The organism is Tardiphaga sp. 285_C5_N1_2 (assembly GCF_052076065.1).
GTDB classification, from domain to species: domain Bacteria; phylum Pseudomonadota; class Alphaproteobacteria; order Rhizobiales; family Xanthobacteraceae; genus Tardiphaga; species Tardiphaga robiniae.
Genome location: NZ_CP197241.1, coordinates 188737 through 214012, shown reverse-complemented (window position 1 = coordinate 214012; position 25276 = coordinate 188737). Strand labels below are relative to the sequence as shown.

The 25276-nt window shown below is 59.5% G+C and carries 26 protein-coding genes and 1 tRNA gene; 4 read left to right on the top strand and 23 right to left on the bottom strand.

Annotated elements, in window-relative coordinates; all coding sequences use genetic code 11:
* Window position 1: 1 nt before the first annotated feature.
* The 20 genes from AB7951_RS00985 to AB7951_RS00890 all read right to left on the bottom strand — a co-directional run bounded on the left by AB7951_RS00985 (window position 2) and on the right by AB7951_RS00890 (window position 18532).
* Window positions 2–1669: a methyl-accepting chemotaxis protein gene (locus tag AB7951_RS00985; RefSeq protein WP_120287364.1), complete on the bottom strand. Its 1668-nt coding sequence runs from the start codon at window positions 1667–1669 to the stop codon at window positions 2–4.
* Window positions 1670–1783: 114 nt separating this feature from the next.
* Complete coding sequence (locus AB7951_RS00980) at window positions 1784–2167, bottom strand: ribbon-helix-helix domain-containing protein (RefSeq protein ID WP_093757490.1); 384 nt, start codon at window positions 2165–2167, stop codon at window positions 1784–1786.
* Between the two features lie 52 nt (window positions 2168–2219).
* Window positions 2220–3878: a TadG family pilus assembly protein gene (locus AB7951_RS00975; protein ID WP_309942433.1), complete on the bottom strand. Its 1659-nt coding sequence runs from the start codon at window positions 3876–3878 to the stop codon at window positions 2220–2222.
* A gap of 12 nt (window positions 3879–3890) precedes the next feature.
* Window positions 3891–4325 (bottom strand): TadE/TadG family type IV pilus assembly protein, encoded by a 435-nt coding sequence (locus AB7951_RS00970; RefSeq protein WP_089267729.1) that lies wholly within the window; start codon window positions 4323–4325, stop codon window positions 3891–3893.
* 154 nt (window positions 4326–4479) lie between these two features.
* A complete protein-coding gene (locus AB7951_RS00965) occupies window positions 4480–5382 on the bottom strand; it encodes a LysR family transcriptional regulator (RefSeq protein ID WP_147421580.1) in 903 nt (300 codons plus the stop codon).
* A gap of 348 nt (window positions 5383–5730) precedes the next feature.
* Window positions 5731–6081: a VanZ family protein gene (locus AB7951_RS00960; protein ID WP_093758154.1), complete on the bottom strand. Its 351-nt coding sequence runs from the start codon at window positions 6079–6081 to the stop codon at window positions 5731–5733.
* A gap of 116 nt (window positions 6082–6197) precedes the next feature.
* Window positions 6198–6836 (bottom strand): flavin reductase family protein, encoded by a 639-nt coding sequence (locus AB7951_RS00955; protein WP_120287366.1) that lies wholly within the window; start codon window positions 6834–6836, stop codon window positions 6198–6200.
* A 48-nt stretch (window positions 6837–6884) separates the two neighbouring features.
* Window positions 6885–7874 carry an amidohydrolase family protein gene (locus tag AB7951_RS00950; RefSeq protein WP_120287367.1) on the bottom strand — a complete coding sequence of 330 codons (990 nt, stop codon included), beginning with the start codon at window positions 7872–7874 and terminating at the stop codon, window positions 6885–6887.
* A gap of 16 nt (window positions 7875–7890) precedes the next feature.
* Window positions 7891–9276: an amidase gene (locus AB7951_RS00945; RefSeq protein WP_120287368.1), complete on the bottom strand. Its 1386-nt coding sequence runs from the start codon at window positions 9274–9276 to the stop codon at window positions 7891–7893.
* The gene (locus AB7951_RS00940) at window positions 9276–9470 is read right to left on the bottom strand and encodes a hypothetical protein (RefSeq protein ID WP_147421581.1); all 195 of its coding nucleotides are present in this window, start codon (window positions 9468–9470) and stop codon (window positions 9276–9278) included. Before AB7951_RS00940 ends, AB7951_RS00945 begins: the two co-directional genes overlap by 1 nt.
* A gap of 7 nt (window positions 9471–9477) precedes the next feature.
* Window positions 9478–10182, bottom strand: coding sequence for an ABC transporter ATP-binding protein (locus AB7951_RS00935; RefSeq protein WP_120287370.1), 705 nt, complete (start codon window positions 10180–10182; stop codon window positions 9478–9480).
* Entirely contained in the window at window positions 10175–10930 is a 756-nt protein-coding gene (locus AB7951_RS00930) for an ABC transporter ATP-binding protein (RefSeq protein WP_158596725.1), read from the bottom strand. Before AB7951_RS00930 ends, AB7951_RS00935 begins: the two co-directional genes overlap by 8 nt.
* Before the next feature lie 62 nt (window positions 10931–10992).
* A complete protein-coding gene (locus AB7951_RS00925; RefSeq protein WP_120287372.1) occupies window positions 10993–12252 on the bottom strand; it encodes an ABC transporter substrate-binding protein in 1260 nt (419 codons plus the stop codon).
* A 45-nt stretch (window positions 12253–12297) separates the two neighbouring features.
* A complete protein-coding gene (locus AB7951_RS00920) occupies window positions 12298–13260 on the bottom strand; it encodes a branched-chain amino acid ABC transporter permease (RefSeq protein WP_120287373.1) in 963 nt (320 codons plus the stop codon).
* Window positions 13257–14108 carry a branched-chain amino acid ABC transporter permease gene (locus AB7951_RS00915; protein WP_068729440.1) on the bottom strand — a complete coding sequence of 284 codons (852 nt, stop codon included), beginning with the start codon at window positions 14106–14108 and terminating at the stop codon, window positions 13257–13259. Before AB7951_RS00915 ends, AB7951_RS00920 begins: the two co-directional genes overlap by 4 nt.
* A gap of 19 nt (window positions 14109–14127) precedes the next feature.
* The gene (locus AB7951_RS00910) at window positions 14128–15012 is read right to left on the bottom strand and encodes a polysaccharide deacetylase family protein (protein WP_120287374.1); all 885 of its coding nucleotides are present in this window, start codon (window positions 15010–15012) and stop codon (window positions 14128–14130) included.
* Window positions 15013–15014: 2 nt separating this feature from the next.
* Window positions 15015–15722 carry a fumarylacetoacetate hydrolase family protein gene (locus AB7951_RS00905; RefSeq protein ID WP_315844112.1) on the bottom strand — a complete coding sequence of 236 codons (708 nt, stop codon included), beginning with the start codon at window positions 15720–15722 and terminating at the stop codon, window positions 15015–15017.
* Window positions 15719–16603, bottom strand: a complete 885-nt coding sequence (locus tag AB7951_RS00900; RefSeq protein ID WP_439061979.1) for a polysaccharide deacetylase family protein — start codon at window positions 16601–16603, stop codon at window positions 15719–15721. The genes AB7951_RS00905 and AB7951_RS00900 overlap by 4 nt, the downstream gene beginning before the upstream one ends.
* A gap of 37 nt (window positions 16604–16640) precedes the next feature.
* Complete coding sequence (locus AB7951_RS00895) at window positions 16641–17288, bottom strand: cysteine hydrolase (protein WP_120287375.1); 648 nt, start codon at window positions 17286–17288, stop codon at window positions 16641–16643.
* Window positions 17289–17290: 2 nt separating this feature from the next.
* Window positions 17291–18532 (bottom strand): alpha/beta hydrolase family protein, encoded by a 1242-nt coding sequence (locus AB7951_RS00890; RefSeq protein ID WP_158596726.1) that lies wholly within the window; start codon window positions 18530–18532, stop codon window positions 17291–17293.
* A 227-nt stretch (window positions 18533–18759) separates the two neighbouring features.
* Here AB7951_RS00890 and AB7951_RS00885 point away from each other — a divergent pair, with 227 nt between their 5' ends.
* Together AB7951_RS00885 and AB7951_RS00880 are read left to right on the top strand one after the other, a co-directional pair.
* Entirely contained in the window at window positions 18760–19509 is a 750-nt protein-coding gene (locus AB7951_RS00885) for a GntR family transcriptional regulator (protein WP_120287377.1), read from the top strand.
* 106 nt (window positions 19510–19615) lie between these two features.
* A complete protein-coding gene (locus tag AB7951_RS00880) occupies window positions 19616–22345 on the top strand; it encodes an EAL domain-containing protein (protein ID WP_120287378.1) in 2730 nt (909 codons plus the stop codon).
* A 60-nt stretch (window positions 22346–22405) separates the two neighbouring features.
* On the opposite strand, the gene AB7951_RS00875 is transcribed toward AB7951_RS00880, so the two are convergent.
* Window positions 22406–22482: transfer RNA gene (locus AB7951_RS00875), tRNA-Arg, on the bottom strand.
* Window positions 22483–22677: 195 nt separating this feature from the next.
* Here AB7951_RS00875 and AB7951_RS00870 point away from each other — a divergent pair.
* Together AB7951_RS00870 and AB7951_RS00865 are read left to right on the top strand one after the other, a co-directional pair.
* Window positions 22678–23058, top strand: coding sequence for a hypothetical protein (locus AB7951_RS00870; protein WP_120287379.1), 381 nt, complete (start codon window positions 22678–22680; stop codon window positions 23056–23058).
* A 513-nt stretch (window positions 23059–23571) separates the two neighbouring features.
* Window positions 23572–24120 (top strand): hypothetical protein, encoded by a 549-nt coding sequence (locus AB7951_RS00865; RefSeq protein WP_120287380.1) that lies wholly within the window; start codon window positions 23572–23574, stop codon window positions 24118–24120.
* 21 nt (window positions 24121–24141) lie between these two features.
* Here AB7951_RS00865 and AB7951_RS00860 read toward each other — a convergent pair whose 3' ends face one another.
* On the bottom strand, window positions 24142–24579 hold the full coding sequence (locus AB7951_RS00860) for a CAP domain-containing protein (protein ID WP_120288041.1): 438 nt from the start codon (window positions 24577–24579) through the stop codon (window positions 24142–24144).
* A gap of 338 nt (window positions 24580–24917) precedes the next feature.
* Window positions 24918–25175, bottom strand: a complete 258-nt coding sequence (locus AB7951_RS00855) for a hypothetical protein (RefSeq protein WP_231078919.1) — start codon at window positions 25173–25175, stop codon at window positions 24918–24920.
* Between the last annotated feature and the right edge of the window lie 101 nt (window positions 25176–25276).

Below are 25276 nucleotides of genomic sequence, written 5' to 3'. Positions count from 1 at the left end.
ATCAGGCCAGTTCAGATGCCGCGCGCTGCATGTTGTCCGACATATCACTGGTCACAGTGCTCTGCTCCTCGACGGCTGCTGCCGTCGAGGTCACGAACTCGTTAACATGCTCGATCGCCTGTTTGATCGAGACCAGCGCGCCAACCACGTCACCGGAGATACCGTTCAGGGCCTCGATTTCGCTGCTTATCTTGTCGGTCGCCTGCTTGGCCTGGTTGGCCAAATTCTTGACCTCCGCGGCCACCACCGCAAAGCCCCGCCCCGCCTCACCGGCGCGAGCCGATTCGATGGTCGCATTGAGGGCGAGCAGGTTGATCTGGCCGGTGATGTCGCCGATGAGCCCAACGATGCCTCCCATGGCATGTGCAGCCGAGGTGAGCCGCTGCGCCTGGATGTCCGCCGTCTCCACCTGTTGCACCGCGGACTCTGCCGTCTGCCGAGACTTCACCATCGTCTCGGAGATTTCGCGGATCGATGCATTCATCTCTTCGCTGCCGGCAGCGACCGACTCGATCAAGGAACGAGCGCGCTCCGCTTTCAGGCGGGCCATAGCCTGCGCCGTAATATCGGCAGCGTATTTGACCACTTTGAACGGCCTGCCGTTGAGATCGAAAATCGGATTGTAGGAAGCCTGGATCCAAATCTCCCGCCCCCCCTTTCCGATGCGTCTGTATTCCGCGGCCTGATAGGTCCCGCGATTAAGGCTCGCCCAGAATTCCACATAGGCCGCGCCAGATCGCTCTATCGGATCGACAAACATGCTGTGATGCCGGTCCCGGATTTCGTCGATCGTGTAACCGACCGTATCAAGGAAATTCTGGTTTGCCGTCAGGATGGTGCCATCCATGCGAAACTCGATGACCGCCTGCGACTTGCGAATAGCCGCCATCTGGCCGTTGCTATCAGCGGCAAGCAACTTTTGTTGGGTCACGTCGGTCGCGAATTTCACAACCTTGAACGGCTTGCCGGCATCATTGAGAATCGGATTATAGGTCGCGAGAATCCAGATTTCCTTGCCACCCTTGCCGACGCGCTTGTATTCGGCCGCCTGATACTCACCCCGGCCGAGCCGCGCCCAGAAGTCCCGGTAGGCTGCGCCATCGCGTTCACCGGCTTCCACGAACATGCTGTGATGCCGCCCCTGTATTTCGGACAGCGCGTAACCAAGCGTGTTCAGGAAATTCTCGTTTGCGGTAATGATAGTTCCGTCAAGATTGAATTCGATGACCGCCTGCGCACGGCTGATCGCGATCACTTTTCCGGAGGCTTCGAGGCTTTCGAGTTTCTGCGCCGTGATATCTGTAGCGAATTTGATGACTTTGAACGGCTTGCCACTCTTGTCCATGATCGGGTTATAGGAGGCCTCGATCCAGATCTCCCTGCCGCCTTTGGCGACCCGCTTGAACTGCCCTGCCTGAAATTCACCCCTGTTAAGGTTACCCCAGAACTCCCGATAGGCGACACTCTCGTGTACGGCAGGCTCCACAAATATACTGTGGTGCTTGCCCTTGATCTCATCGAGCGTGTAGCCGAGCGCCTTGATAAAATTCTCATTCGCTTTGATGATCGTGCCATCGAGATTGAATTCTATGATGGCCTGGGAGCGACTGATGGCGGTCGCTTGCGCCAACGCATTCTGCAAATCGGTCTTGCTCTGTCGGTTAAACATCTGTCGCTCCGTGGCCAAAACGGCCGTTGTCGTAAAATAGTCGACGAACGACGTCGCGCGGCACTGCGCGTCGTTTCTTCAAATCAAATAAACTGGAAGGTTCGAGCAGCTGACCTAGTCGACCAGCTGCTGATTCTGTGATCCCTCACGCCCCCAATAGGCCGCTACCTTTTCAGCCAGCTGGTTGTGGTTGTCATGGAGCTTGGCGTTGCTGCTCGCCGCCGGTTGATCGGCCGTACCGGCTGTCAAGCTGCGTGCAGCAATCTGCTGAAAATACTCGAGCACAGCGATACGCAGGTTGGATGATAGATTTGGTGTTTCGCGCTTGCGCTCAATCTTCTCGATATAGTGCTCGATAGTGGTATTCTCCATGCGAACGATCGCTTGCAGGCTGGCCCAGAAGCTGTCTTCCAGGCTGACGCTAGTGCGTTTTTTCGAGACGACAACCGAGCGCTTGCGGTTAACGTTGGGGCGGTTCATTGCGGCTTCGTATCCCATTTTATCAGTCCTCTTCTGTTAAAGCTGGCATTGAAGTTCACGCGTTACTGATTCAGTTCACCAACACTGCACCGTCACAGCGAATGCCGGATACCCACACATCGGCCTGTCCAATTCCGACGCCGAGACTTGCCAACGTTGCCGCCAGCAATTGATCGATTGAACTGGTTGCCCCGCTGATGATGCTGGTGACGAGTCCACCAAGACCCGGGATCGCCAAACCCAGTCCAAGAACACTGATGTTGAGGTCGCCAAGCAGACTGCCCGTCAGGGACGACGTGAAGTTTGTCGTGTTTACGGTCTTCTTCGTCTGCGACGTGATATCCGAATAGCTGAAATTGACGCTGACCGGCGTGGTGTTGCCCATGCCCGCATGGGCCTTTGCCGTCACAATTGGAATACCCAGGAGATTCACAAGCGGTGCCGGCCCTGGATTCGGCTTGGTCGCAACATTGTTGAGGTCGGCTACAGTGACGTTACCTATCCATGCATCGACAATGCCCGGCGTAACGCCAAGCGTGACGCTCGATGTATTGACGTTGGGATAGCCGCAACTGACCTTGTTCAGCGTCGCTGTGCCCGACGCGACCTCTACATAAACCGGTAGATTGACCAATGACGCCGAACCACTTCCGATCAACTGGATGGATAGCAGCACACGTGTCTGAGCTGTATGAACACTGACGCCCTGCGTGCCCACGGCAATCCAGCCGGATCCCTGTGGCCGTGCGCCAATGGTCGCCGTCAGTGACGCGCTGGCAATGCCAGGCAGACCTAAATTGACGGATGTGGCGATCTGGTTGGTGCCGTTAGCGATTCCAGCTGTTGCCTGTAGCAAATCGTAAAGCGAGATGCTCACACCGTTTTTCGGCTTGACGCCCACAATCAGGTTCGCGTAGGGGCCCGCATCGATCAGCTTGCCAGGCGCAATCTTGGTCGTCACGGATGCCGAAGCCTGCGATATCGTCGAGAGTGCGGTGGTCGCGGTGCCGCTGCCATTGGTAGCCTGCTGCGCGCTCAGCGCTGCGGCAAGAACGTCGCCGATCTTGACGTTCGAATTCAACAGCGTGTCATAAGTCACACCGGTCAGACCGACGCGCGTCGCCAGCGCCGAGAGGAAGGTGAAAGCATCGATGCGCGCGCCAAGAAGCGCATTGTAGTCCATGACTGACAGCGACAGGGTCGTGCCCAGCATTGATCCGAGAACACTATTCAACAAGCCGCCATTTAACGATGCCAATCGCGAACCGATCGAGAACGACGCGATAGCCGTCGTTGTTGCGGTCGCCGTTGTCTTGATGGTGAAATTGTTGCTGCCGGTAAAGAAATGGCTGAAGTAGAGGGGCGTCGCCGTCTGAAGACTGACCCGCGCCGCATTGGCTGTTCCAGTCGCTGGCGTGACAAAGCGGCTTTGCGTAGCGACGGCGGAATTGGCTGTGTAAGTTCCGAGTTCTACACCGACCAGAGCGCTGGCTGGATAGTTATTGCTGGTGACCGCCGCCTTTGCTGCGTTTGTCGCATTGCTTAAGTTGCTGGCCGCAACGATCGCGGCGAGATCCGTGGCAGCCTGCGTCTTGCGACGATCGGCGGCAATGGTCCCAATATCGACACCCAGTGCAGCACAACAAACGGCCAGGATCATGCCGCCCGCAGACATGATGGCAATATTTCCGCGCTGGTCGGTGCGAAACCTCTTGAGAAGTGCGCGCATCGGTTCCATCGCTCAAAACCCTCCGTAGGGAATGGCGGCAGATCGCGAGACTTGCGATGGAGGCATCGGCACGAAAGGAAGTGAATAGATGAACATGGTCGACGCGTCGTAGTTGACCGTGACCACGAAGACGTTTGCGTTCGACGACGATGTCGCCGCATTGACGCTCAGCTTTGACGCATTGATCAGCGGATAAGTCGCGGCATTCGACGTGACATAGGTCGATGCGATCGAGCCACGTTCGGTCTCGGTCAGCCCGGCGACAGAGGAACGTGCTGCCTCGGCAGCAAGCTGCTGAACACCGTGAACGACCGCAAAATATGACCCGAAGACGACGATGCCGAAAACGATCGACAGAAAGACGGGAAGCAGCATCGCGAATTCGACTGCGGAAGAACCGCGTCGACACGATAGGAGTTTTTTCATGCTGGCATCGAATCTCAACATGCGCTGAGCTTCGCAAGACCGCGTGAAAACTACCTATACAACTTCTGCTACCACTTGGTGGGATCGATCATCTCCAATGCCTGCATTGTGTTGGATGATGGCATTGGATTTGATGAGGTGATCATGTTTTCTGATACGCGCGCTGATGAGAGAACTATATACTGAAGAATTTAACGTGTAGTTCCTCTATTAGAATGCTGTGTTTCTTGCGAATACCCTCGCGCGCGCATAGCACGAGTTTGGGTATCGCCAGCTTTGGAAGATAATACTCATTGGCCGCCAAGAGCGACGCCGGGATCAGTGCCGTTGGCAGCAGGGTCAAACCGATGCCCGCCTTCGCAGCCTCGATCCGTGCATGATAGTCCGGGCTGGAAAATGCGATACGATAGATCATTCCCTTGCGCTCAAGCGCCTGAATCATGACGTTATGCACGATCTGCCCCGGCCAGGTCAGTAACGGAATGGGTGCGCCAGGGCTTAACGTAAAATCCCTGGATCGAACCCAGGCCAATTCATCGTCGCGTTGCGCGATGACATCGATGGCCGCATCCCCGGGCATATCGGAGATACTGAGGAACACGCCGACATCGACGTAGCCGTCGAGCATGCTTTTCGCGATCTCGGCCGAATTATCTGAATAGATGCAGACATTGCTCATCGCCGCCTTGCTCATCCCTTCCATTGCGCGTTGCGAATAGAAATTGGTCAGACCAAGCCGGATGGTCTGATCTTCGGGCGAAGCGCCACGCAGCAAGAGCAACTGGTCGTTCGCCTCCAAAATCTTCCTGGCCTGGATCAGAACGAGCTTTCCGAGTTCTGTCGTCGATGAGCCGTTGGCAGACTTCTGGAAGATACTGCCGCCGACCGCGTGCTCAATGCGCTTGATCTGCGAGCTGATGGCCGGCTGGCTCAGGCCGAGCAGCTTCGCGGCCTTGGTGATGCTGCCGGCTTCGGAGATCCCGACAACCGATCGCATGATTTCGGTCGGGATGCTCGAATGCTGGTACCGCCGATGCATAATACGTTGTCCTTTGAGATCGACGTCTTCTCCACGCAACGGAATTGTCCGCTTCGAGACGTCACACCAAAGTCATCGGCCATCTACATCAATCTGGCCGAAACGTTTCTTAGGCTCGTCGAAATTGTAGACGCTACGGCATACACCTTCCTTCAAGTTGTATCGGTGTCTTTTTACACATGCCAAGTACTTTCATGTGGAGACATGTGTGATTTCTGCCATTAGCAGTCTCAAAGAGGGGCGCGGGTAGAGCGCTACCGTGATACACGTATTTTTTTTAAAGCCGCGAGATGTAAAGCATCGGGATAGCGCTTCACAGGCTGGAACTCAGCAACCGCGATTCGCGGAAAAAGCTGACGTACCTCAGTGAGGTAGTTCAGCTCATTCTCAACCTAAGGTGATAAATCGCTTTAAGGTCTGATGGAGCGCGAGCGATATCCCGATGCCGGTGACGCCACCTGCAAGTTTGACCAGCGCATCCCGCACCTCGCCGTGGCGGTCCGGCGTCAGATGTTGCAGCACCTCCAGCCCGACTGCCGCCCCCCCAACGAGCGTCAGAACAAGCCAGAGATGGCGGGGATAGGCGAGACCGAACAAAAGGCCCACGAGTGCGAATGCGCCGAAGCGCTCAAGGCTGACGCCGCCAAAATGCGGCCGCAGCCCGATCGGTGACAGAGTCGCAAAAGCAATCAATGCAAGTGTAGTCCACGCGACAACAATGACGGTTTTCCGATACATCCAGCAGTCATATCCCATGCAACCGCAGGAGCGGCAATTTCTCACCTCTGACGGTTAATCGAACGCGCAGAGAACTACCACCGGCATTCCGACGCACTCCGCGGACAAAACCTCCCTCAGCGGGGATTGCGGAGTTGCCAAGTGTCTAAACTGTCAGGTTTGATCTCGAACCGATCTTGCATCCGTGCATACATGGTTCCCGCGATGCGTGCGACCGGAAGATAGTGATCATAGTCCGTACGCAAGGTGACGGGGTCGACAACACCATCGCGAACCTGAATGCCCAGGACCTCTCCGACCAGTAGGTCGCGTTCTGCGCCAAAGTTCATCATTGTCACTTTTCGGCATTCCAGTGCCGCAGGCGCCTTCGCCAAATGCGGGACCGGCACATTGATGCCAGCCGTCATTGGGAGCTGCAGGGCATCCAGTTCACCGATGTCAGATGGAAAGCTGATCGAACAATCGACCATATCGTTGGCGAGGGCCTCATCCACCATATTGATAACAAACAACCCATTGGCGCGCACATTGCGGGTCGTGTCCTTGACCGACAGGTCGGGCCTGGCCTGCAGGCCGACCACCACCAGCGGCGGCTTTTCGGAGAACACATTGAAGAAAGAGAACGGCGCTGCATTGACCACGCCAGCCTCGGAAATGGTTGTGATCAACGCAATCGGTCGCGGGACAACGAGACCACAAAGCAACTTGTAGCGCTCCGGCGCGCTAAGCTTGGCGAAATCAAAGTGGATCGTCATCGCAGGTTTTGCCTCTTGTGCCGCACCTTGCCGCAACGAGGCAGGAGCTTATCCGATCTTGAACAGCCGGCTCGCATTGCCGAACAGGACTTTCTGACGATCAGTGTCCGATAGCTTGGCCTTGTTGACCAGCCCCACCGGGTCGGGGTCCCCCATGTCAAACGGGTAGTCCGAGCCCATCATGACGCGATCCACGCCCACCGTCTTGACCAGGTTGTCGATCAGCTCCTCAGAGAACACGCAGGTGTCAAACCAGAGCCGCTTGAGATAGGTCGACGGCGCATCTGCCGTGAGCCGGCGTACTTCCGGACGCACCTTCCAGGCGTGATCCAGTCGGGCTGCGTAGAATGGGTAGAAACCACCGCCATGAGCGATAGCCACGTCGAGATCCGGATGCCGGTCTAAAATGCCACCCATGATGAAGTGGGCGATCGCAATCGTCTCTTCGATGGGCTGGCCGACGCTGTTGACCATGAAGAAATCGCCGAGCCGCTGGCCATGGGAGAAGCCCAGGGGATGCACGAACAGCGGTACGCGCAGATTGGTAAGCCGCGCATAGAGTGGATCGAAGGCGGCATGGGACAGTTCGAGGTTTTCGACGCGGGTATCGATCTGGAATCCGCGCAGGCCGAGCTGCTCGACTGCATGAACCGCCTCCTCCACCGCACGCTCGGGAAACCGCATCGGCAGCGTACCCATCCCGGCGAAATGTGCAGGATCCTGCGCCGCAAGCGCGGCAATGTCTTCGTTCTGCACGCGCGACAGCGCACATTGCAAATCTTCGTCGGCCCAGTAGTTCTGTTGCGCCGGTGCCGGCGCGATCACCTGAAAGTCGACGCCCATCTTCGCCATCATCTCGCGGCGCTTGGCGATGTCGAGCATCAAGCCCGGCAGCAGCTTGCCCTGCTCTGCATCAGTTTCGCGGCTCGCGGGCGACATGTCGCGGCGATAGGGATTGTCCATCGGATCGTAGTGCCCGGCCACCAGCGGCTCGACGCGCTTGCTGAGGGCATGGGTGTGCATATCGATGATGGGCATTCGGAATCTCTTTTTCCTAGTTCAGTTCGGCAGCGTCGGGGACGCGATGATGCCAGTCGGTCGCGCCCTGATAGGCGTGAGCGGCGCGCAGGATATCGGCCTCGGCATAGGGGCGGCCGACCAGCTGGAACGCGATCGGCAGACCTGCCGCATCGAAGCCGCACGGCACTGACGCTCCGGGTAGGCCGAGATAATTGATGCCGCGGGTGCAATGTGTGAGCTGGCCGATCACAGCAGCGACGTCGGCGGGGTTGCCTTCGGTGGTCGCCGCGATGGTCGGTACCGGAATCGAGATCGCCGGCAGAAGCGCGAGATCGGCGGATCCGATGCAGGACGCGATCCATTGCTGGGTGATCTGCGTACGCAGCGACAGCGCTTCCACATAACGGGTCGCCGGATAGAGCAGGCCAGGCTCGATGCGCGAGCGCACCTGATCGGCATAATCCTGCGGGCGGTCGATTAGCCAGCGGCGATGGATCGTCGCGGCCTCGACGCTCATGACGATCTGCATCAGCGCGTTGATCAAGGCCATATCCGGCGGTGAGGTCTCGACGACGGTGACGCCGAGCAACCGCAACGTCTTCACGGCTTCGTCGAGCGCAGTCGCCACATCCGGATGCAGGAGCTCGCGGTAGTACCCACCGGGAATTGCGATGCGCATCCCGGTCACACCCCTGTCGAGCGTCGCTTCATAGTCGCGATCCGCGATCACCGACAGCAGTCGCGCGGCATCCCGTGCGGTACGAGCCAGAGGTCCCGTGCAATCCAGTGAGGCAGATAGCGGCATCACACCATCGGTCGGAACCAGTCCCCAGGTCGGCTTCAGCCCGATCAGGCCGCACATCGCGCCGGGATGACGTAGTGAACCGCCGGTATCCGTCCCGAGCGAGCCGGTCACGAGGCGCGCGGCGATGGCGACGCCGGAACCAGAGGACGAGCCGCCCGGCACATGCCCAGGATTCCATGGGTTGCGTGCATGCCCCAGCGATTCGTTATAGCCCGTCGGACTCATCGCGAATTCAGCCAGCTGCAGCCGGCCGAGATCGAGCGCGCCGGCGGCGTCGAGCCGAGCGATCACCGTGGCTGTCACGTCGGCGCGAAAGTCCGCCCGGATTTTTGAGCCGCCACCGGACAGATCACCGGCGCGATAGAAGAGGTCTTTATGTGCAAGGGGCACGCCATGCAGTACTGGCAATGCCGCTCCCGATGCGCGCAACTTGTCGGCGGCTTCGGCCGCGTTCAGCACCCGTTCGTCGTCAAGCCGCACCACGGCATTCAGTTTGCGGCCGATCAGATCGAGCCGTTCCAGCGCCACCGTTGTCGCCTTCACGGACGTAACTTCGCCTTTAGCGACAGCATCCGCGAGGGCGCAGAGATCAAGGGCTGCAATCGCGCTCTGCATCAGCGCTTGTCCATGCCAGCGAGCCACGCCTGATAGGCGTAGGGCGTCGAATCGAACGCCATGTCTTGAATAGCCGCAGTCGCGACGCGCGTGTTGTTTTCCACGACCAGCCCCGTCATGCGCGGTGTGCGTTCAGCGGCGCCAGGCGCCTTGTTCAATTCGGCGGCGACTTGACGCAATAGGTCTTCGCTCATGATCACCTCAATGCACGCCGAGGCGCTGGAATAGCACGTCAGTCTGCTCATTCATTTCCTGCGACGTGCCGTGATGCACGATCTGCCCGGTTTCCATAATGTAGACGCGATCGGCGACGGCCAGCGCGCTATAGAGATTCTGCTCGACCAGCAGGATCGACAGCCCTTCCTTTTTAAGATCGAGAATGATGCTTTCGAGGTGCTGCACCATCACCGGCGCGAGGCCTTCGGACGGCTCGTCCATTAGAATCAGTTCGGGGTCGATCATCAGCGCACGGCCCACAGCCAGCATGCCGCGCTCACCACCAGACAATTGGCCACCGCGGTGATAGCGGCGCTCAGCAAGCCGCGGGAAAATGCCGAATACGCGATCGAGCGTCCAGCCGTCCTTGGCGCGCGCGCTCTTCAGCATGGTCAGATGTTCGGTCACCGTCAGCGACGGAAACAGCCGCCGCCCCTGCGGCACGATCGCAATCTTGCGATTGGCGATATCATGGGGACGCAGACCAATAAGGCTATCGCTGCGCCAGGTAATCGTGCCCGAGCGTACCTGCGGCGGCGTCAGGCCCATGATCGAGCGAATGAAGGTGGTCTTGCCCATGCCATTGCGGCCGAGCAGCGCCACGATCTCGCCAGGGCGCACCTCAAGCGACGCACCGCGCACCACGACCGCGTCGCCGTAACCGCTGTGCAGATCCTTGACCTCAAGCATGACGCGGCTTCCCGAGATAGACTTCCTGAACCTGCTTGTTGCGGCGGATGCCTTCCGGCGGCTCCTCCACCAGCACGCGGCCTTCGAACATGCAGGTGACGTAGTCGACCAGACCGAGTGCCAGATCCATGTCGTGTTCGATCAGGATCACGGTGATCGCCGGATCGAGCGAACGGATCACCTCGGCAATCATCGAGCGCTCCGACGGCGACAGGCCGGCCGCGGGCTCATCCAGTAGCAACATGGTTGGCGTCGTCACCAGCGCAATCGCGATTTCGAGCTGACGCTGCTCGCCATAGGACATTTCTTTGACGATGATGTCCGCGCGTTCGGCGATCCGTGCGGCATTCAGCGCGGCCGCGATACGTGTAGCCTCACCCTCGTCCGCATCTGGCGAGCCGAACAGCGAAAACTTCTTCGGCTTCAATCCACGCAGCGCCAGCATCATGTTGTCCTGCACGCTCAGCGTGGGGAACAGGTTGGTGATCTGGAAGGTACGCGAGATGCCGAGCTGCGCACGCCGGTGTGGCGGCAGTCTGGACACGTCGTGTCCATTGAATGTGATCTTGCCGGAGGTCGGCGGATGCGCGCCGGCGATGGCATTGAACAATGTGGTCTTGCCGGCGCCATTGGGGCCGATGATGGCGCGGCGCTGGCCCCGCGGCACAATCAGGCTGACGCCATCGACCGCCCGCAAGGCATCGAAGGCCACTACCACATCTGTCAGCGTCAGGATCGGATCGGACACGAATAATTCCCAGTGAACGAGACGCGGCGACACGGCCGCGCCTCGATGTCAGCAACATTGAATCAGGTCTTCTTGATGCCCTGAAAGGTCCGCGAGTAAGGCGGCTGCTTCAGATAGGTCGCCGGATCGTACTTCCAGAATTGCGAGACATTCGGATAGGTCTCGATCGGCACGTTCCAGTATTTACCATCGGCGCGCTTGACGACCTTGCGAATGTAGACGTCGTAGATCGGGTTGCCGTAGTCGTCGAACTTCACGGTCTTGCCGAGCGGCGAATTGTCGAGCTCGGTCTTGAGCACCGTATCAATGAAAGCCTCACGATCCTCGACCTTGCCGCCCATCTTCTTCAGCGCGGCATCGATCCACATCATACCGGAATACATCGAGAAACCGTAGAGCGACGGGATCTTGCCGTACTTCGCCTCATAATCCTTCTCGAACTTCGCCGTGGTCGGGACGTCCGAACCTTCGGCGAAATGCGCGGCTGCGATGATGCCTTCGCATTCGGGGCCCATGGTGCGGATCACCGACTGGTCGGTGCCGTTCATCGCCATCAACAGTGGCGTCTTTTCCTTCAGACCGAATGACGCATATTGCTGGATCAGACGAGTCGAGTCCGCGCCGGTCTCCATCGCGAAGATTGCGTCGACCTTGAGATCGGCAAGCTGGCCGAGATAGGGGCTGAAGTCGGCAGTGTTCAGCGGATGCCAGAACTGCTGCACGATCTGCCCGCCCCCTTCGGTGAACACCTGGGCGAGACCGCCGCACTGTTCGTGGCCGAAGGTGTAATCCTGGCTGATGGTGGCGATCTTCTTGTAGCCCTGCTTCAGGGCCCAATCACCGAACGGATGGGTGAAGGCGCTGGCAGAATAGCCGGCGACGCGGATTACGTTCTTGATGCGGGCGCGCTGGGTGAGATCGTCAGCCGCGATAATCGGAATGAAGTAGGGCGTGCCGGTGCCCTTAACGTAGTTGGCGACAGCAAGGCCGGTATTGGCGAGCAGATTGCCGATCAACATGTGGCAATTGCCCTGCTCGACCAGGCGGCGCGCTTTCTGCAAAGCGGTGTCGGGATTCGACGCATCGTCCTCGATCACCAGCTCGACCTTGCGGCCGCCCATCTCGTTCTTTACCTGATCGAGATAGAACTGCACGCCCTCGACCATTTCCTTGCCGCCCGAAGCGACAACGCCGGTCAGCGGCGCCAGCAGACCGATCTTGATCGGGCTCGCCTGGGCCTGAGCCGAGCGCCACGGAGCGACGCCGACGCCCGCGGCAGCGACGGCCGCCGTCGTGTTCTTGAGAAATTGCCTGCGATCCATCTCGAAGTCCTTTCGTGAGCAACCCGATTGAAACGTGAAACCGACTTATCGCACCTTGCGCGAGGTGATCGCGCGCAGCTTGCCTATGATGCCCTCGGGGGCGAAGATCATGATGAGAACGAATGTGATGCCGAGAACCATCAGCCAGCGTTCGGTGTAGGAACTGACGATGTTCTCCAGCACGATGATCGCAGCTGCGCCGACAAAGGCGCCGAACAGTGTGCCGACACCGCCCGCGATCATCATCAACACACCCTCCACCGATTGCGCGAGCGCGACGGTCGAAGGGCTGACGAAATTGTTGAACATCGCGTAGAGGCCCCCGGCGATACCGGCGAAGATGCCGGACACCGTAAAGCCGATGAACAGATGCAGCGGCACATTGTAACCGAGGCTGCGCATGCGACTTTCGCTATCGCGGATACCGCGCAGCGTCAGGCCGAACGGCGATCGCACGAACCGCCACATGGCAAAAGATACAATGACGGCGCCAGCGAGCACCGCCCAATAGAACGCGCTGTGGCTCATCAGGGCTGCCGGCCGCACATCGGCGCGCATGCCATTCTCGCCCCCGGTGACCTGCGTCCAGCGCAGGCAGACGCCCCACACGATCATGCCGAGCGCAAGCGTCAGCAGCAGGAAATAGACGCCGGAGGTGCGCACGGCGAGCAGCGCAAATATCGAGGCCACCGCGGTCGCCGCCAGCACACCGAGCGCGAAGCCCGCCCAGGGCGACAGACCGGCCTGGCCGGTCGCATAAACGACGACATAGGTCGAGACACCGAAGATGGCACCATGCCCGAGGGAAGTCCGGCCGGCAAAACCGGCGAGAATGTCGATCGACATGGCAAGGACTCCGAAGATCAACACTTCGGTGGCGAGGCCGACCTGATAGCTCGACAGCACCATCGGCAGGCAGGCCGCGACGATTACCACCAGCCCGGTAATGACGAGCGCACGGCTGGTCATGCCGGCGAGAACTGACGTTTTGGATACGGGCTGCGTCATGTGGCACGTCCGAACAGGCCGAGCGGGCGGAATGCGAGCAACACCGCCATCGGGCCGAAGATCACGAAATAAGCGAGCTCGGGGAACATCACCTGGCCGAGCGTATTCAGAAGCCCGACCAGCAGGCTACCGACACCGACGCCGACGAGGCTGCCACGCCCGCCGATGATGACGACGGCGAGACTGAAGGTGAGGATTTCCGCGTCCGCCGACGGATAGAGCGACAGGAACGCGCCTCCCATCAGGCCGCCAAGGCCGGCCAGTGCCGAGCCGAACAGGAAGGTGAAGAGGAAGACGCGGCGGATATTGACGCCGGACGCTTCGACCATCTCGGCATCATCCACGCCGGCACGGATTAGTGCGCCGAGCCTTGTATGATTGAGCAGCACCCACAGGCCGATGAAAACGAAGATACCCATCCCCAGCACGAACAACCGGTAGATCGGATAAAATGTACCGAACACCCGCGTGCCGCCGCGCAGCATCTCCGGAATCGGCACCGTGAAACTGTCGCCGCCCCAGATCACCAGCGCGAGGTCGTTGAGGAAAAAGGCAACGCCAAGCGTCAGCAGCACCTGCCGCAGCTCGTTGCCGCGTACGAAGCGCAGCAATCCCTGATCGAGCACGAAGCCGATGGCCGCGATCGCCGCCATGGCGCCGATACCGCCGAGCACAAAGCTGCCGGTCTTCACCGCAACGCTATAGCCGATATAGCCGCCAAACAGATACAGCGCGCCATGCGCGAGATTGACGATGCGCAGCAGACCGAAGATCAGCGTGAAGCCGCTTGCCACGACGAACAGCAACGCGGCGAAAGTCAGGCCGTTGAGGAGTTGAAAGAGACTCATGCCCTGCCGCTTGCCTGATCTATGCTTCTGGCGCTTTCGGTCCGACCGAAAGATACCAATCGAGAATCTGTTCGCCGGTCATGAAGGCCACGTCGGATTTCTTCTGGATGGTCTCGAAGATCCGGCGGAAGTGCTTCAGGCGATGCGGCGCGCCCATGATGTAGGGATGCACAACCAATGCCATGACCCGGGCCGAATTCTCGGAATCCTCGTAAATCTGCTCGAACTGGTCGATGGCCCGGTCGTAATATTCCGACGCCTTGTGATGCTGGATCAGCATCATCGCGACGTCATTGCATTCCTGCGTATAGGGCACGTTGACGATCGGTGTCGTCGTGGTCTTGAGCCACACCGGCTGATCGTCGAGTACCCAGTCGGCGACGTAGTCATAGCCTTCCTGTTTCAGCAGGTCCGGCGTTTCCCAGGTCTCGGTCAGACCCGGCCCGAGCCAACCGCGCGGCCGCTTGCCAGTGGCCTTCTCGATCACGTCGGCAGTCTTGCGGATATCCTCGCGTTCGTTCTCAACCTTCTGCATATTGCGCTGGGTGAAACCGTGACCCATGAATTCCCAGTTGCGCGCCTTGGCTGCCTCGACGATGGGCGGGTAAGCAGCGATCGCCGAACCATTGATCGCCAGCGCGGCGGGGAGCTTGTAGTCGTCGAACACTTTCAGCATGCGCCAGAAGCCGACGCGATTGCCGTATTCGTGCCAGGCCCAGTTCGGAACGTCTGGCGACGGCGAGCCGCCGGCCGGCGGTGTCAGCACCGTACGCGGCATCGGCTGCTTGGCGTCCCATTCCTCGACATTGACGATGATCCACACTGCCATTCGCTTGCCATTCGGCAGCTTCAGCGGTGGACGAGCGTCAATCGGCGAGTAGGAAATGCGTTCGGTCGGCAACATGATCAAGCCTCCGGCTCAACGATGGTAATGCCGAGCGACGGCAGGCCTTCGATCCGCGCGTCGATAACGTCGCCCGGAACGACGGGACCCACGCCGGCAGGCGTGCCCGTATAGATGAGATCGCCCGGTTCGAGCTTCATCTGCTTCGAGAGCTGCGCCACGATCTCCGGCACGCTCCAGATCATCTGGCCGATATCGCCGCGCTGCTTCTCGACGCCGTTTACCGACAGCGTGATCGCGCAATTGTTGAAATGCCGGGCATCACGGGCCGGCGCAATTTCGCCGCAAGGCGCAGACGCGTCGAAGCTTTTGCCCATTTCCCAAGGCAGTCGCATATCGCGGGCATCGCGCTGGCGGTCGCGACGGGTGAGATCGATGCCGACGGCATAACCCCAGATATAATCGAGCGCATCCTCCACCGCGATATCGCGGCCGCCGCGTCCGATCGCCAGCACCAGCTCAACCTCGAACTGGAAGTCTTCGGTGAACGCCGGATAAGGCACGCGCGCGCCGTCCGGCACCACGCTATCGCGCGGCTTCTGGAAGAAGAACGGCGGATCGCGCTCGTCAGCTTCCTTCATCTCACGGATGTGGTCGAGATAGTTACGGCCGACGCAGTAGACGCGGCGGACAGGGAAAAAACCGCCGCCTACGACCGGCACGCCGGTGACGGGAATTGCGGGCAGCATCTGCTGGGACGTCACGCTCACTTCGTCACCTGGGTATTGTACCAGTCGAGGATCTGGGCGCCATTCCAATGCACCACGCCTTCGAACTGGTTGACGTAATCATAGATCGCTTCGAGATACTTGATGCGGAACGGCTGACCCGAAATATACGGGTGGATCGCGATCGACATGATCTTCGGCCGCTCGGCGCTTTCAGCATAGAGGCGATCAAACTGATCCTTGGCGCGGTTCAGGAGCTGCGTGCTCTCGTGATGTTGCACCATCATCATCGGGATGTCGTTCATCTCCACCGTGTAAGGCAGCGTTGTAAGCGGCCCCTTCTCGGTACGAATCACCGTCGGTTCGTCGTCATAGACCCAGTCGCCGATATATTTCACGCCGGCTTCGGCGAGGAATTCGGGGGTTTCCAGCGTCTGCGTAAGACCCGGCCCGAGCCAGCCCACCGGGCGCTTGCCGGTGAAGTTCTCAATCACATCCATCGAGCGGTTGATCATCGCTTTCTGGTCGGCCTCCTTGTGGATGGGCCCCTGCTCATAGGCATGGCCCATGAACTCCCAGCCGGCGTCCTTCGCCTGCTGGGCGACGCGTGGATAGTCCTCGCAGACACGCGCATTGAGCGACAGCGTCGGCTTGATACCGAGCTTCTTGTAGAGATCGAAGAAACGCCAGACACCGACACGCATGCCGTATTCGTGCCAGCCCCAATTGGCGACATCTGGCAGCAGCGGAATGCCGGTCGGCGCCGGCAGCACCTGGCGCGCCATCGGCTTGGCAATATCCCAGACCTCGAGATTGACGATGGTCCAGACGATCATGCGGGCATTGCCCGGCAGCTTCAGTTTGGGACGATCGACGATGGCGGAATAGTCGCAACGCTCGCGCGGCTGCATGGGACCGGTCATGGCTGGATGCCCTTCGAAAGTGGGAAATTGTATGGGATCATGCGGCGCGTCCTGCACCCTTGAGGCCATCGAGCTGCATCACGGCATCGGTATCCATCACGAAACCGAAGGCGGTGCGGATGCAGGCGAGGCCGGCGGCATGCAACTCTGGCCCGTCCATGCTGTCGACGCAGTCCTCGACGACGATCACCGAATAATCCCGCACATTGGCAGCCGTCGTCGTCGCCAATACGCAAGAGTTAGTGTTCACGCCGGTGATGAGCAGTGTATTGACGCTGTGCGAACGCAACACGAAATCGAGATCGGTGCCCAAGAAGCAATCGTAGCGCTTCTTGGTGTTGACGATGAAGTCGCTGGGGTTCAGCAGCTCCGGCATCACGGTGCAGCCGGGGCCGCCCATGATATTGTGCCGCATCACATTCTTGCGCGTTGCTTTTGGATCCTCGGCGCGGGTCCGCCAGAACGGATTGGCGCGGATCTCGGCCTCGTCGCGATAGGACGTGACCTGGTGGATCACGGGAATGCCGACACTACGGCACCAGTCGAACAGCCGCTTATTGGCAGCGATCACCGTCTTCGCGACATCCGGCGTGGTCGGCATGGTCGCCACCGACATGTCCAGATGACCGCGATGCAGGTCGATCGCGACAACGGCAGCCTTGATCTGATCGACACCAAAATTCATGATCACACCAGCGGGTTGAACGAAGTTTTCAGCAGAGTGCGCTGATCGATCTTGAATTTGTCGGCGAGCCAGTCGGCCAACACTTCCTGTCCAATGGTGGGATTGTCGTGCTGGCAATGTTCGGCGCCGGTCTCGTCCGGCTCAAGCACGCGCAATGTCGCATCAACACCATTGGCAATCGCATGGTCATAGGTCGAGCGCGCCGCGGTCACCGTGAGCACGTCGTGGCCGCCATGCAGCACGAGATACGGACACTTCATGTGTTCGAGATGGCCCTTCAGCGTAAAGGGCTTCATCAGATCATGAGCTTCCTTCATGGTCTTGGCGCCAAATACCCAGCGGATATGCATCGCCAGACCGAAGTCGTCGCCCTTCTGGCCCCACATGTCATGCACCGACCAGACAGCCCCGTGCGAGATCACCGCCGCGAGGCGATGCTCGTAACAGCCGGCGCGCGCGGCGTAGTAACCGCCCATGCTGGAGCCGCAGACCGCGATGCGCGAGCTATCGACATCGGCGCGCTTTTCGAGCCAGTCGACACATTTGCCGACCGGCACTTCCGTATCGGCGCGGGTTGCAAGTCCGTGGCGGCGCAAGGTACCGCCCTGCCCGGGCAGATCGACCATCAGCACCGAGATGCCGCGCTGCAGGCAACCATGGGCCTGCATGAACCACATCTCGTCCTTGATGGAGTCGAGACCGCCCATGCAGATCAGCACCGGCAGCTTGTCTCCCGGAAATGGCGCACGGATGAAGTAGCCGCAGATCGGCTTGCCCGGCTCATAAGGGATTTCGACCACTTCGCCGGGCGGATTGAGATAGGAAATGAACTTATGCGAGCAGGCTTCCATCTTCTCGAAGGTCGGCAGCCGTCGCGGATCGGTCGGCTCGAGATGAAATTCGGCTTGGCGGTAATAATCGGCAGCCCGCAGGAAACAGTTCATCGCCGTGCGGATGTGGCCGAGCTTTTCTTCGGAAAGGCCGCGCTGCCAGTTGGCATCCGCGATCACCATCCACTCCTTATGCCAGCTTTCGAGGTCGCCCGGGATCATCCGCGAACCGGCCAGCATCACCTCGGACACGCTGCCGCCGCCCTCCTGGGTCTCACCGAGACCGCGGCGGAATTGATAGGCAAGCCAGGGATGCTCCGGCCAGTGATGCCAGCCAAACGGCTCATAGTGCGGGGTGCGATCCGCCGTGATCTCCTCGATGGCGTTTTCGCCGATCGACTTCCCTGCCGCCATGAGACGCGTACCGCCTGCTTCTTGTGAACGTGACCGCATCATTGCGGGTTCGGGTCACGAGTCAATCGGAATTACATACACTTTTTCAGATGCTCATCATTTCCGCGAATTGCCTCCCCTTTATGCGCGATATTTATGCAGTAAAATTGCGCTTTCCTGTATGCTGAGTAGCAAAGACGGATCACACTCGGATTGAATTGTATTCACTTTGCTGCGGAGCACCACCGATGCCCGACTCATCCCCCTTGCCGCCGCCTGAAGCTGGCGGCCCCGGCCGCGCCGCTAACCGGTCGCTATCGGTGACGGATCGGATCCGCGACGCCATTCTGGATGGCACGGTCAGCGCAGGCGAACGGATCAACGAAGTTCGTTTCAGCAAGACGCTGGAGGTCTCGCGGACCCCCGTCCGGGCCGCCTTGCAGGCACTGGCCGGCGAAGGGCTGCTCGACTACGCCCCCAATCGCGGCTTCACCGTCCGTGAATTCCCGCTCTCGGCCATCGTCGATGCTTATGAAATTCGCGCATCGCTGGAAGGCGTGGCCGCACGCTTCGCCGCCGAACGTGGACTGAGCGCCGAGGAGCGCGCCATCATCGAGGAAAGCCTTGTCGCCGGCGATAAACTGCTGGCGCGCGGTGAGTTTGCGGAAGGCGATCTCACCATCTATCGCGGCATCAATGGCGACTTCCACGACACCCTGCTGGGCGCCGCCCGTAACCGCATGCTGGCGGAGATGATCCGGATCTGCCACCACGTGCCGATGTCATCGAGCCGCAACATCGTCGCCTTCGAGCATCGCGACGTGCGCCGGCGTCATGATGATCACCACCGGATCTACGACGCCATTATGGCCCGCGAGCCCTGGCGCGCGGAGGTACTGATGCGCGAACACGTCTCCGGCGTGAAATCCTCGCTGGTCAAATCGCTGATCGAGCGCGGCGAGCAGGCCGATATCGTCAATGGTTCGGCGGCGGGATAGGCCATCGGCGGCGTATCGACATCGTCGCGATGGCGCAGCGTCTTAACCTATCGTTCACCGAAGTTCGTAACGGCGCGTTGGCGGTCCCCCCGGTACAAAACTACGCATGGGGCAAAACGACGCAAAGTCGGGGGAACGGTCTGATGGCGCTGGCGGCCTTGCTGGCTTCGCCGCGCTGCGCCGTTTCCGATTTCAAGGCGGGCCGATCCAAGGCCTCATCCTGTGCGGCTGCCTGCTGATTACCGCCATCGCCATCGGCACGGCCTACATCACCGTCCATTTCAGAGACCGCGCCATCGAGAGCAAGAAGCGCGAACTGGAGAACACGGTTCTGCTGGTCGCGCGACACTTCGACCAGCAGTTCGGAGACCTGCAGGGCATCCAGAACGACGTCATCACCTATATGAAGTCGGCCAACATCCAGAACAGCGCCGCCTATCAGCATCTGATGTCGGGGATCGACGTCCACCGCATGCTACGCACCAAGCTCAGCAGCCTGCCCTATGTCGGCGGCATCAACCTGTTCGATTCCGAAGGCAAGCTGCTCAACTCGTCGGAAACCTGGCCGGTGCCTGCCATCGACATTGCCGACCGTCAGCATTTCCAGACGCTGCAGGCCGACAACGGGCCCGCGGTCGTATTGGCCGAACCCGTCATCAGCAGGGTGACTGGTGCATGGACCGCCGTGTTTTCGCGCAAGCTGATCGGACGCCATGGCGAATTCATGGGCATCATCAGCCGCGGCGTCGAGCCGGTTCACTTCGAGAGCTTCTTCGCATCCCTCGCGCTCGAAAAAGACGCCAAGATCTTGATGATCCACCGCAACGGCACCGTGCTTGCTCGCTATCCGCAGAACGAGACCGTTATCGGCCAGAACCTCAGCAACAGCTCAGTCTTCAAGGACCTCTGGTCGACGGGGGGAACCTCGACGGGGCACTATATCAGCCCCATCGACGGGGAAGACGAATTGGGCTCCGCAAGGCGCCTCGCGGCGGCTCCCGTGATGATCGTCGCGACCACCAGCATGCCCGCGGCCCTGCATGACTGGCGCGAGCAGACCAAATATCAAATCATCGGCGCGACACTTGCCGCATTGGTGATCCTGGCGACGCTGTTCCTGATCGTCCGGCAGCTGAACCGCCAGCACCGCTCGGCCGAACGGATGCTGGCGCAAAAATCGACACATCTCGATACTGCAATCAACAATATGACGCAGGGACTGCTGTTGTTCGATGCCTATGGCCGGCTGGTCGTCTGCAATCAGCGCTTCATCGACATGTTCGGACTATCCGACAAGATCGTGAAGCCAGGCTGCTATTTCCGCGACCTCATCCAGCATCGCAAGGACAACGGAACCTTCATCGGCGATGTCGACGAATACTGCACGTCGTTCTTGCGAAGCGTTGCTGAAGGCCCTGTCCACGATACGCTACTGACCACGCCGGATGGTCGTTCGATCCAGATCCTCGTTCAGAGATCGGGGGACGGCGGCTGGGCCTCGACGCTTGAGGACATCACCGATCGCAAACGTTCGGAAGAGCGCATTGCCCATCTTGCGCATTACGACGCTCTGACAGATCTTCCCAATCGGGTGATGTTCCGTGAGCGCCTCGAAGCGGAAATCGCAACGCTGCATGACGGCGCGCGATTTGCGATTCTCTATATCGATATCGATGAGTTCAAGAGCGTCAATGACACGCTCGGTCATGCGATCGGCGACGAACTGCTAAAAATCGTGGCCACGCGGCTGCGCAGCTGTGTCGGTAATGCGGGCTTTGTCGCGCGACTTGGCGGCGACGAATTCGCCATCGTGCATACGGGAATTGCCCGCCGCAGCGATGTCACCCATCTGGTGGTGCCGCTCTATGACGCCATCCGGCAGCCCTATGAATGCCTTGGTCACCAGATCACGACCGATGCCAGCATCGGAATCGCTGTAGCCCCCGATGACGGCTCCGATCTCGACGAATTGCTGAGACATGCCGACCTTGCAATGTATAGCGCCAAGGCCGCCGGACGGCGCACCTTTCGCTTCTTCGAGCCTGCCATGGATGAAGGCGCAAGGGCGCGGCGCGCGCTGGAGCAGGATCTGCGGAAGGCGCTCGCGGAAGACGGACTTGAGGTTCACTATCAACCCGTCGTCGATATCGCCAGCAACGAGATTACTGGTTGCGAAGCGTTGCTCCGCTGGCGGCATCCGGTTCGCGGCATGGTTTCACCGGCAGAGTTCATTCCGATCGCCGAAGAAACCGGCCTGATTACCGAACTCGGCAATTGGGTATTGCGAACGGCATGCGCTGAGGCGGCCTCCTGGCCGGCGCCGATCAAGCTCGCTGTCAATGTATCGCCGATTCAATTCACGACGCAGACCCTGGCCTTGAATGTCACTCGAGCCCTCGTGGCAGCAAACTTGCCGGCTCACCGGCTCGAACTTGAGGTCACCGAAACAGTGCTGATCCGCGATGACGAGATGGCGCTCGCGATCCTCCATCAGCTCCGCGGCATCGGTGTCGGGATTGCGCTGGACGATTTCGGGACCGGCTATTCATCGCTCAGCTATCTGCAGCGATTCCCGTTCGACAAGGTCAAGATCGACCGCAGTTTCATCCGGGACATCGTGGCGCCCGGCGGATCGTCATCGATCGTACAGGCGGTTGTAACCATCGCGGCCGCCCGCAACATGATCACCACGGCGGAAGGCGTTGAGACAGCTGATCAACTCGACGCACTGCGTATGCTCGGTTGTACCCAGATGCAGGGTTTTCTTTTCAGTGCCGCCAAGCCGTCACGAGAGATTCGCGCCATGCTCCAGAAGCGCGAGATCGCCGTCGCCTGACATTAGCAGGCCCGAAATCGTCGCGAAAATGGCCTGTTTTGGATTAAACAGAAGGAAAGCTGGCGATCCCGGCATGACTCGAACATGCGACCTACGGTTTAGGAAACCGTCGCTCTATCCGGCTGAGCTACGGGACCGCGATCCCGGTCAGGAACACCGGGCATGGACAGTTCCATACCAGAGCCGTTCGATCATCGCTACCCGTTGGCAGTTCAAATAGGACGGGGCCGGAACCGGCGTCACATGCCCTTAAAAGATCGGGACATCTATCGCGGAACGTCTCGGACCGCCCATCGTTGGCTGGTTGTCATAATAACGATGGAGAATCCCGCATGACAAAGATGAAACTTCTTGCTGCTGCTGCCGTGGTCTCTGGCTTGATCGCTACGCCAGTGATGGCAAAGGACCCGATGAATCGCCGGGCGCAGGCCACGCAGGAATATCGCGCCAGTACAGTCGATAGCGGCTATCGTGATTCGGGCTTCTGGCCGGGTGACGTTGCGGCAGGCGTGGTTGGCGGCGCGGTCGGTGTAGCGGGTGCGGCTGTGGGCACCGCCGGGGCCATCGCAACTGCGCCGTTCCGGAACAGCTACAGTTCCTATGATGGCTACAATGGCGTCCCGCGCGATTCCTACGCACAGCGCATGGGCTTCGTGTGTCAGCCGGGAACTTGGTTCCGCGGCGAGGACGGCCGACGACACATCTGCCAGTAAGACAACTGACATCTGAGCAAAAGGGCGGCCCAAAGGACCGCCCTTTTTCGTGTCTGTTATCGGATAGAGTCCCAGGCGCACGAAACGAAACGACAACACCGCTCTATCGGACGTGAGCCCGTCGCTTCGCAAACTACGTGTGGTCCCGTGTAGGTGATTGCGCGTCGAGTAGCAGCGCGATCCGAAAACTACTGTCAAGAATGACTCAAAACTCTGAAGTCATCAATTTCAGTGATATGAGAGCAGCCACAGATCTCTGCCTGAAAACACTTCCACATCAGCGTTGTATCGCGAAATAACGCCGGTCTGCCTACCACATGACGGCACTGATGCAGTCATGCTGCACTTGCTCCAAAAGCGGGGAGAGTAACACATCCGAGGTTGAAAAATGGCCCACAAATGGCGAGAATTGGGTTTGTTATCTACATCGGAACCCACGTGGCTCATTTGTCCGCATACAAGTTACTCATATTTGCGCTACTGACGACCGCATCACTCTCCGGTCTCGCGTTGATGTCTTCGCCTGCCCGTGCGCAATGGTGGACTGCCGCGCCTGCGGACTATGAAGATTGCGCCGAGCGCATCGAAAAATCGACGGCTTCGAAAGACGCCAAGGCTACGGCGCTGTCGGATTGCGAAAGCAAGTTCGCGGGACGGCGCAAGCGCGGTGGCGGCTATACGTATCACGACTTCATGCAGAACCGCAGCTTTGATATCGCTGGCCCGAACCCAACCACGGCTGAACAGAAGGCGATCGACGAGCAGTACAAGATCTATCTGGACAATCAGCGTCGCAGCGTCATCGTCGCGGCCTTCGCTGAAAAGCAGCGCGAAGCGCAAACCCAGGCTGCGCTCGAAACGGACTTTCGGCAGACCGCGGAAACCCCAAGCGATGCGAAGCCTGTCGTGCTACCTAGGCCTCGGCCCAAAGTGCGCGCCAAGGAGCCGGATTGCGCGATCGAGCCGCTTACCTGTGGGTGGTCCAAATTGTCATCGGGGCTGAAAGACATCAAGGACGCGCTGTTCGGCACGCCCGCGCCGGCCAAGACCAAGCGCACTTGAGCCATAGCAACCTGTCAGGTATCAATCCGTGATGACCATCGCCCAGAACATCCGGTAGGGCGACTTGGGATTGGCGACGTAAGCGACGCCGACCTTGCGTGCGCCGGACATGAGCAGGTTCTCGCGATGACGTGGGCTCTCTTCCCATTGCCTCAACGTTTCGGGAAATGTCAGGAAGCCCGCCGCGATATTCTCTGCTGCTTTGGATTTGCGGAGCTTCCCCACACGCGCGGAGAAAACACCGCCGACCTCGTGGCTGACCTTGCCACTGGATGACATCGCCTGCGCCTGAGCAAGCGCGACCGCGTTCAATTTACTGTCCAGCGTGACAGAGGAGAGCTTGTGCGCTCGACGAAAGGCACTGATCTGGCTCGCATAATCCGCCGCTCTGCTTTCGACAATGGTTGCCACGATCAACGCACCACAGAGCACAAACAACCTCAAGGGGCGGTAGGTCATGACAATCGCTTCACGGATCAGATTCAATGACTATACCGACGACGTTGCGCAGACGATCGCGGCAGCGGGCTTGCGAGCATGCGCAGGCGCCTGCACTTCAGTCGCGCGTCGTTGCTCGGCAAGCCGGGCATTATAACCCGGCGACGGGGTGACCGTCGGAGGAACCACAAATGCAGGTGCGATGGCACCAATGCTTAGTATCGCCGCAACCGCAGCGATAGCGGCGCAGGATTTCCGCTTCAAGACCTTCAAAAACAGGGTTCGCATCGATCGCTCCACCCAAGAAAACGGCCTGAAGCGCTAACGAACTTCAGGCCGGCTTCGTTCAGTACGAAAGTTTACTTCTTGGCCTTCTTGGCCTTTGCAGTCTTAGTCACCTTGGTAGCCTTCGTGGCAACCTTCTTCGCCTTGCGGCGACGATGACCGAGCGGAATGCCAAGCTTGATGGCTTTCTGACGCAGCGAACCACCGGTGCGCTTCATCTCCTTGGAAATCTTCTCGAGCGGGGTCTGGGCCTTCGAATGCGCCTTCAGGATCTTCACGTCTTCCTTGGTGTACTCGCGACGGACGAGTTTCTTTTTCGCTTTCTTGGCCATTGTAGCTCCGATTGTTAGTTGAATAATTCGACCGGCACACGCTTTGCCGATGATATGAAAGGATCAAACGCCCAGCCCGGCGCGCGAAGCGCGAACCACCG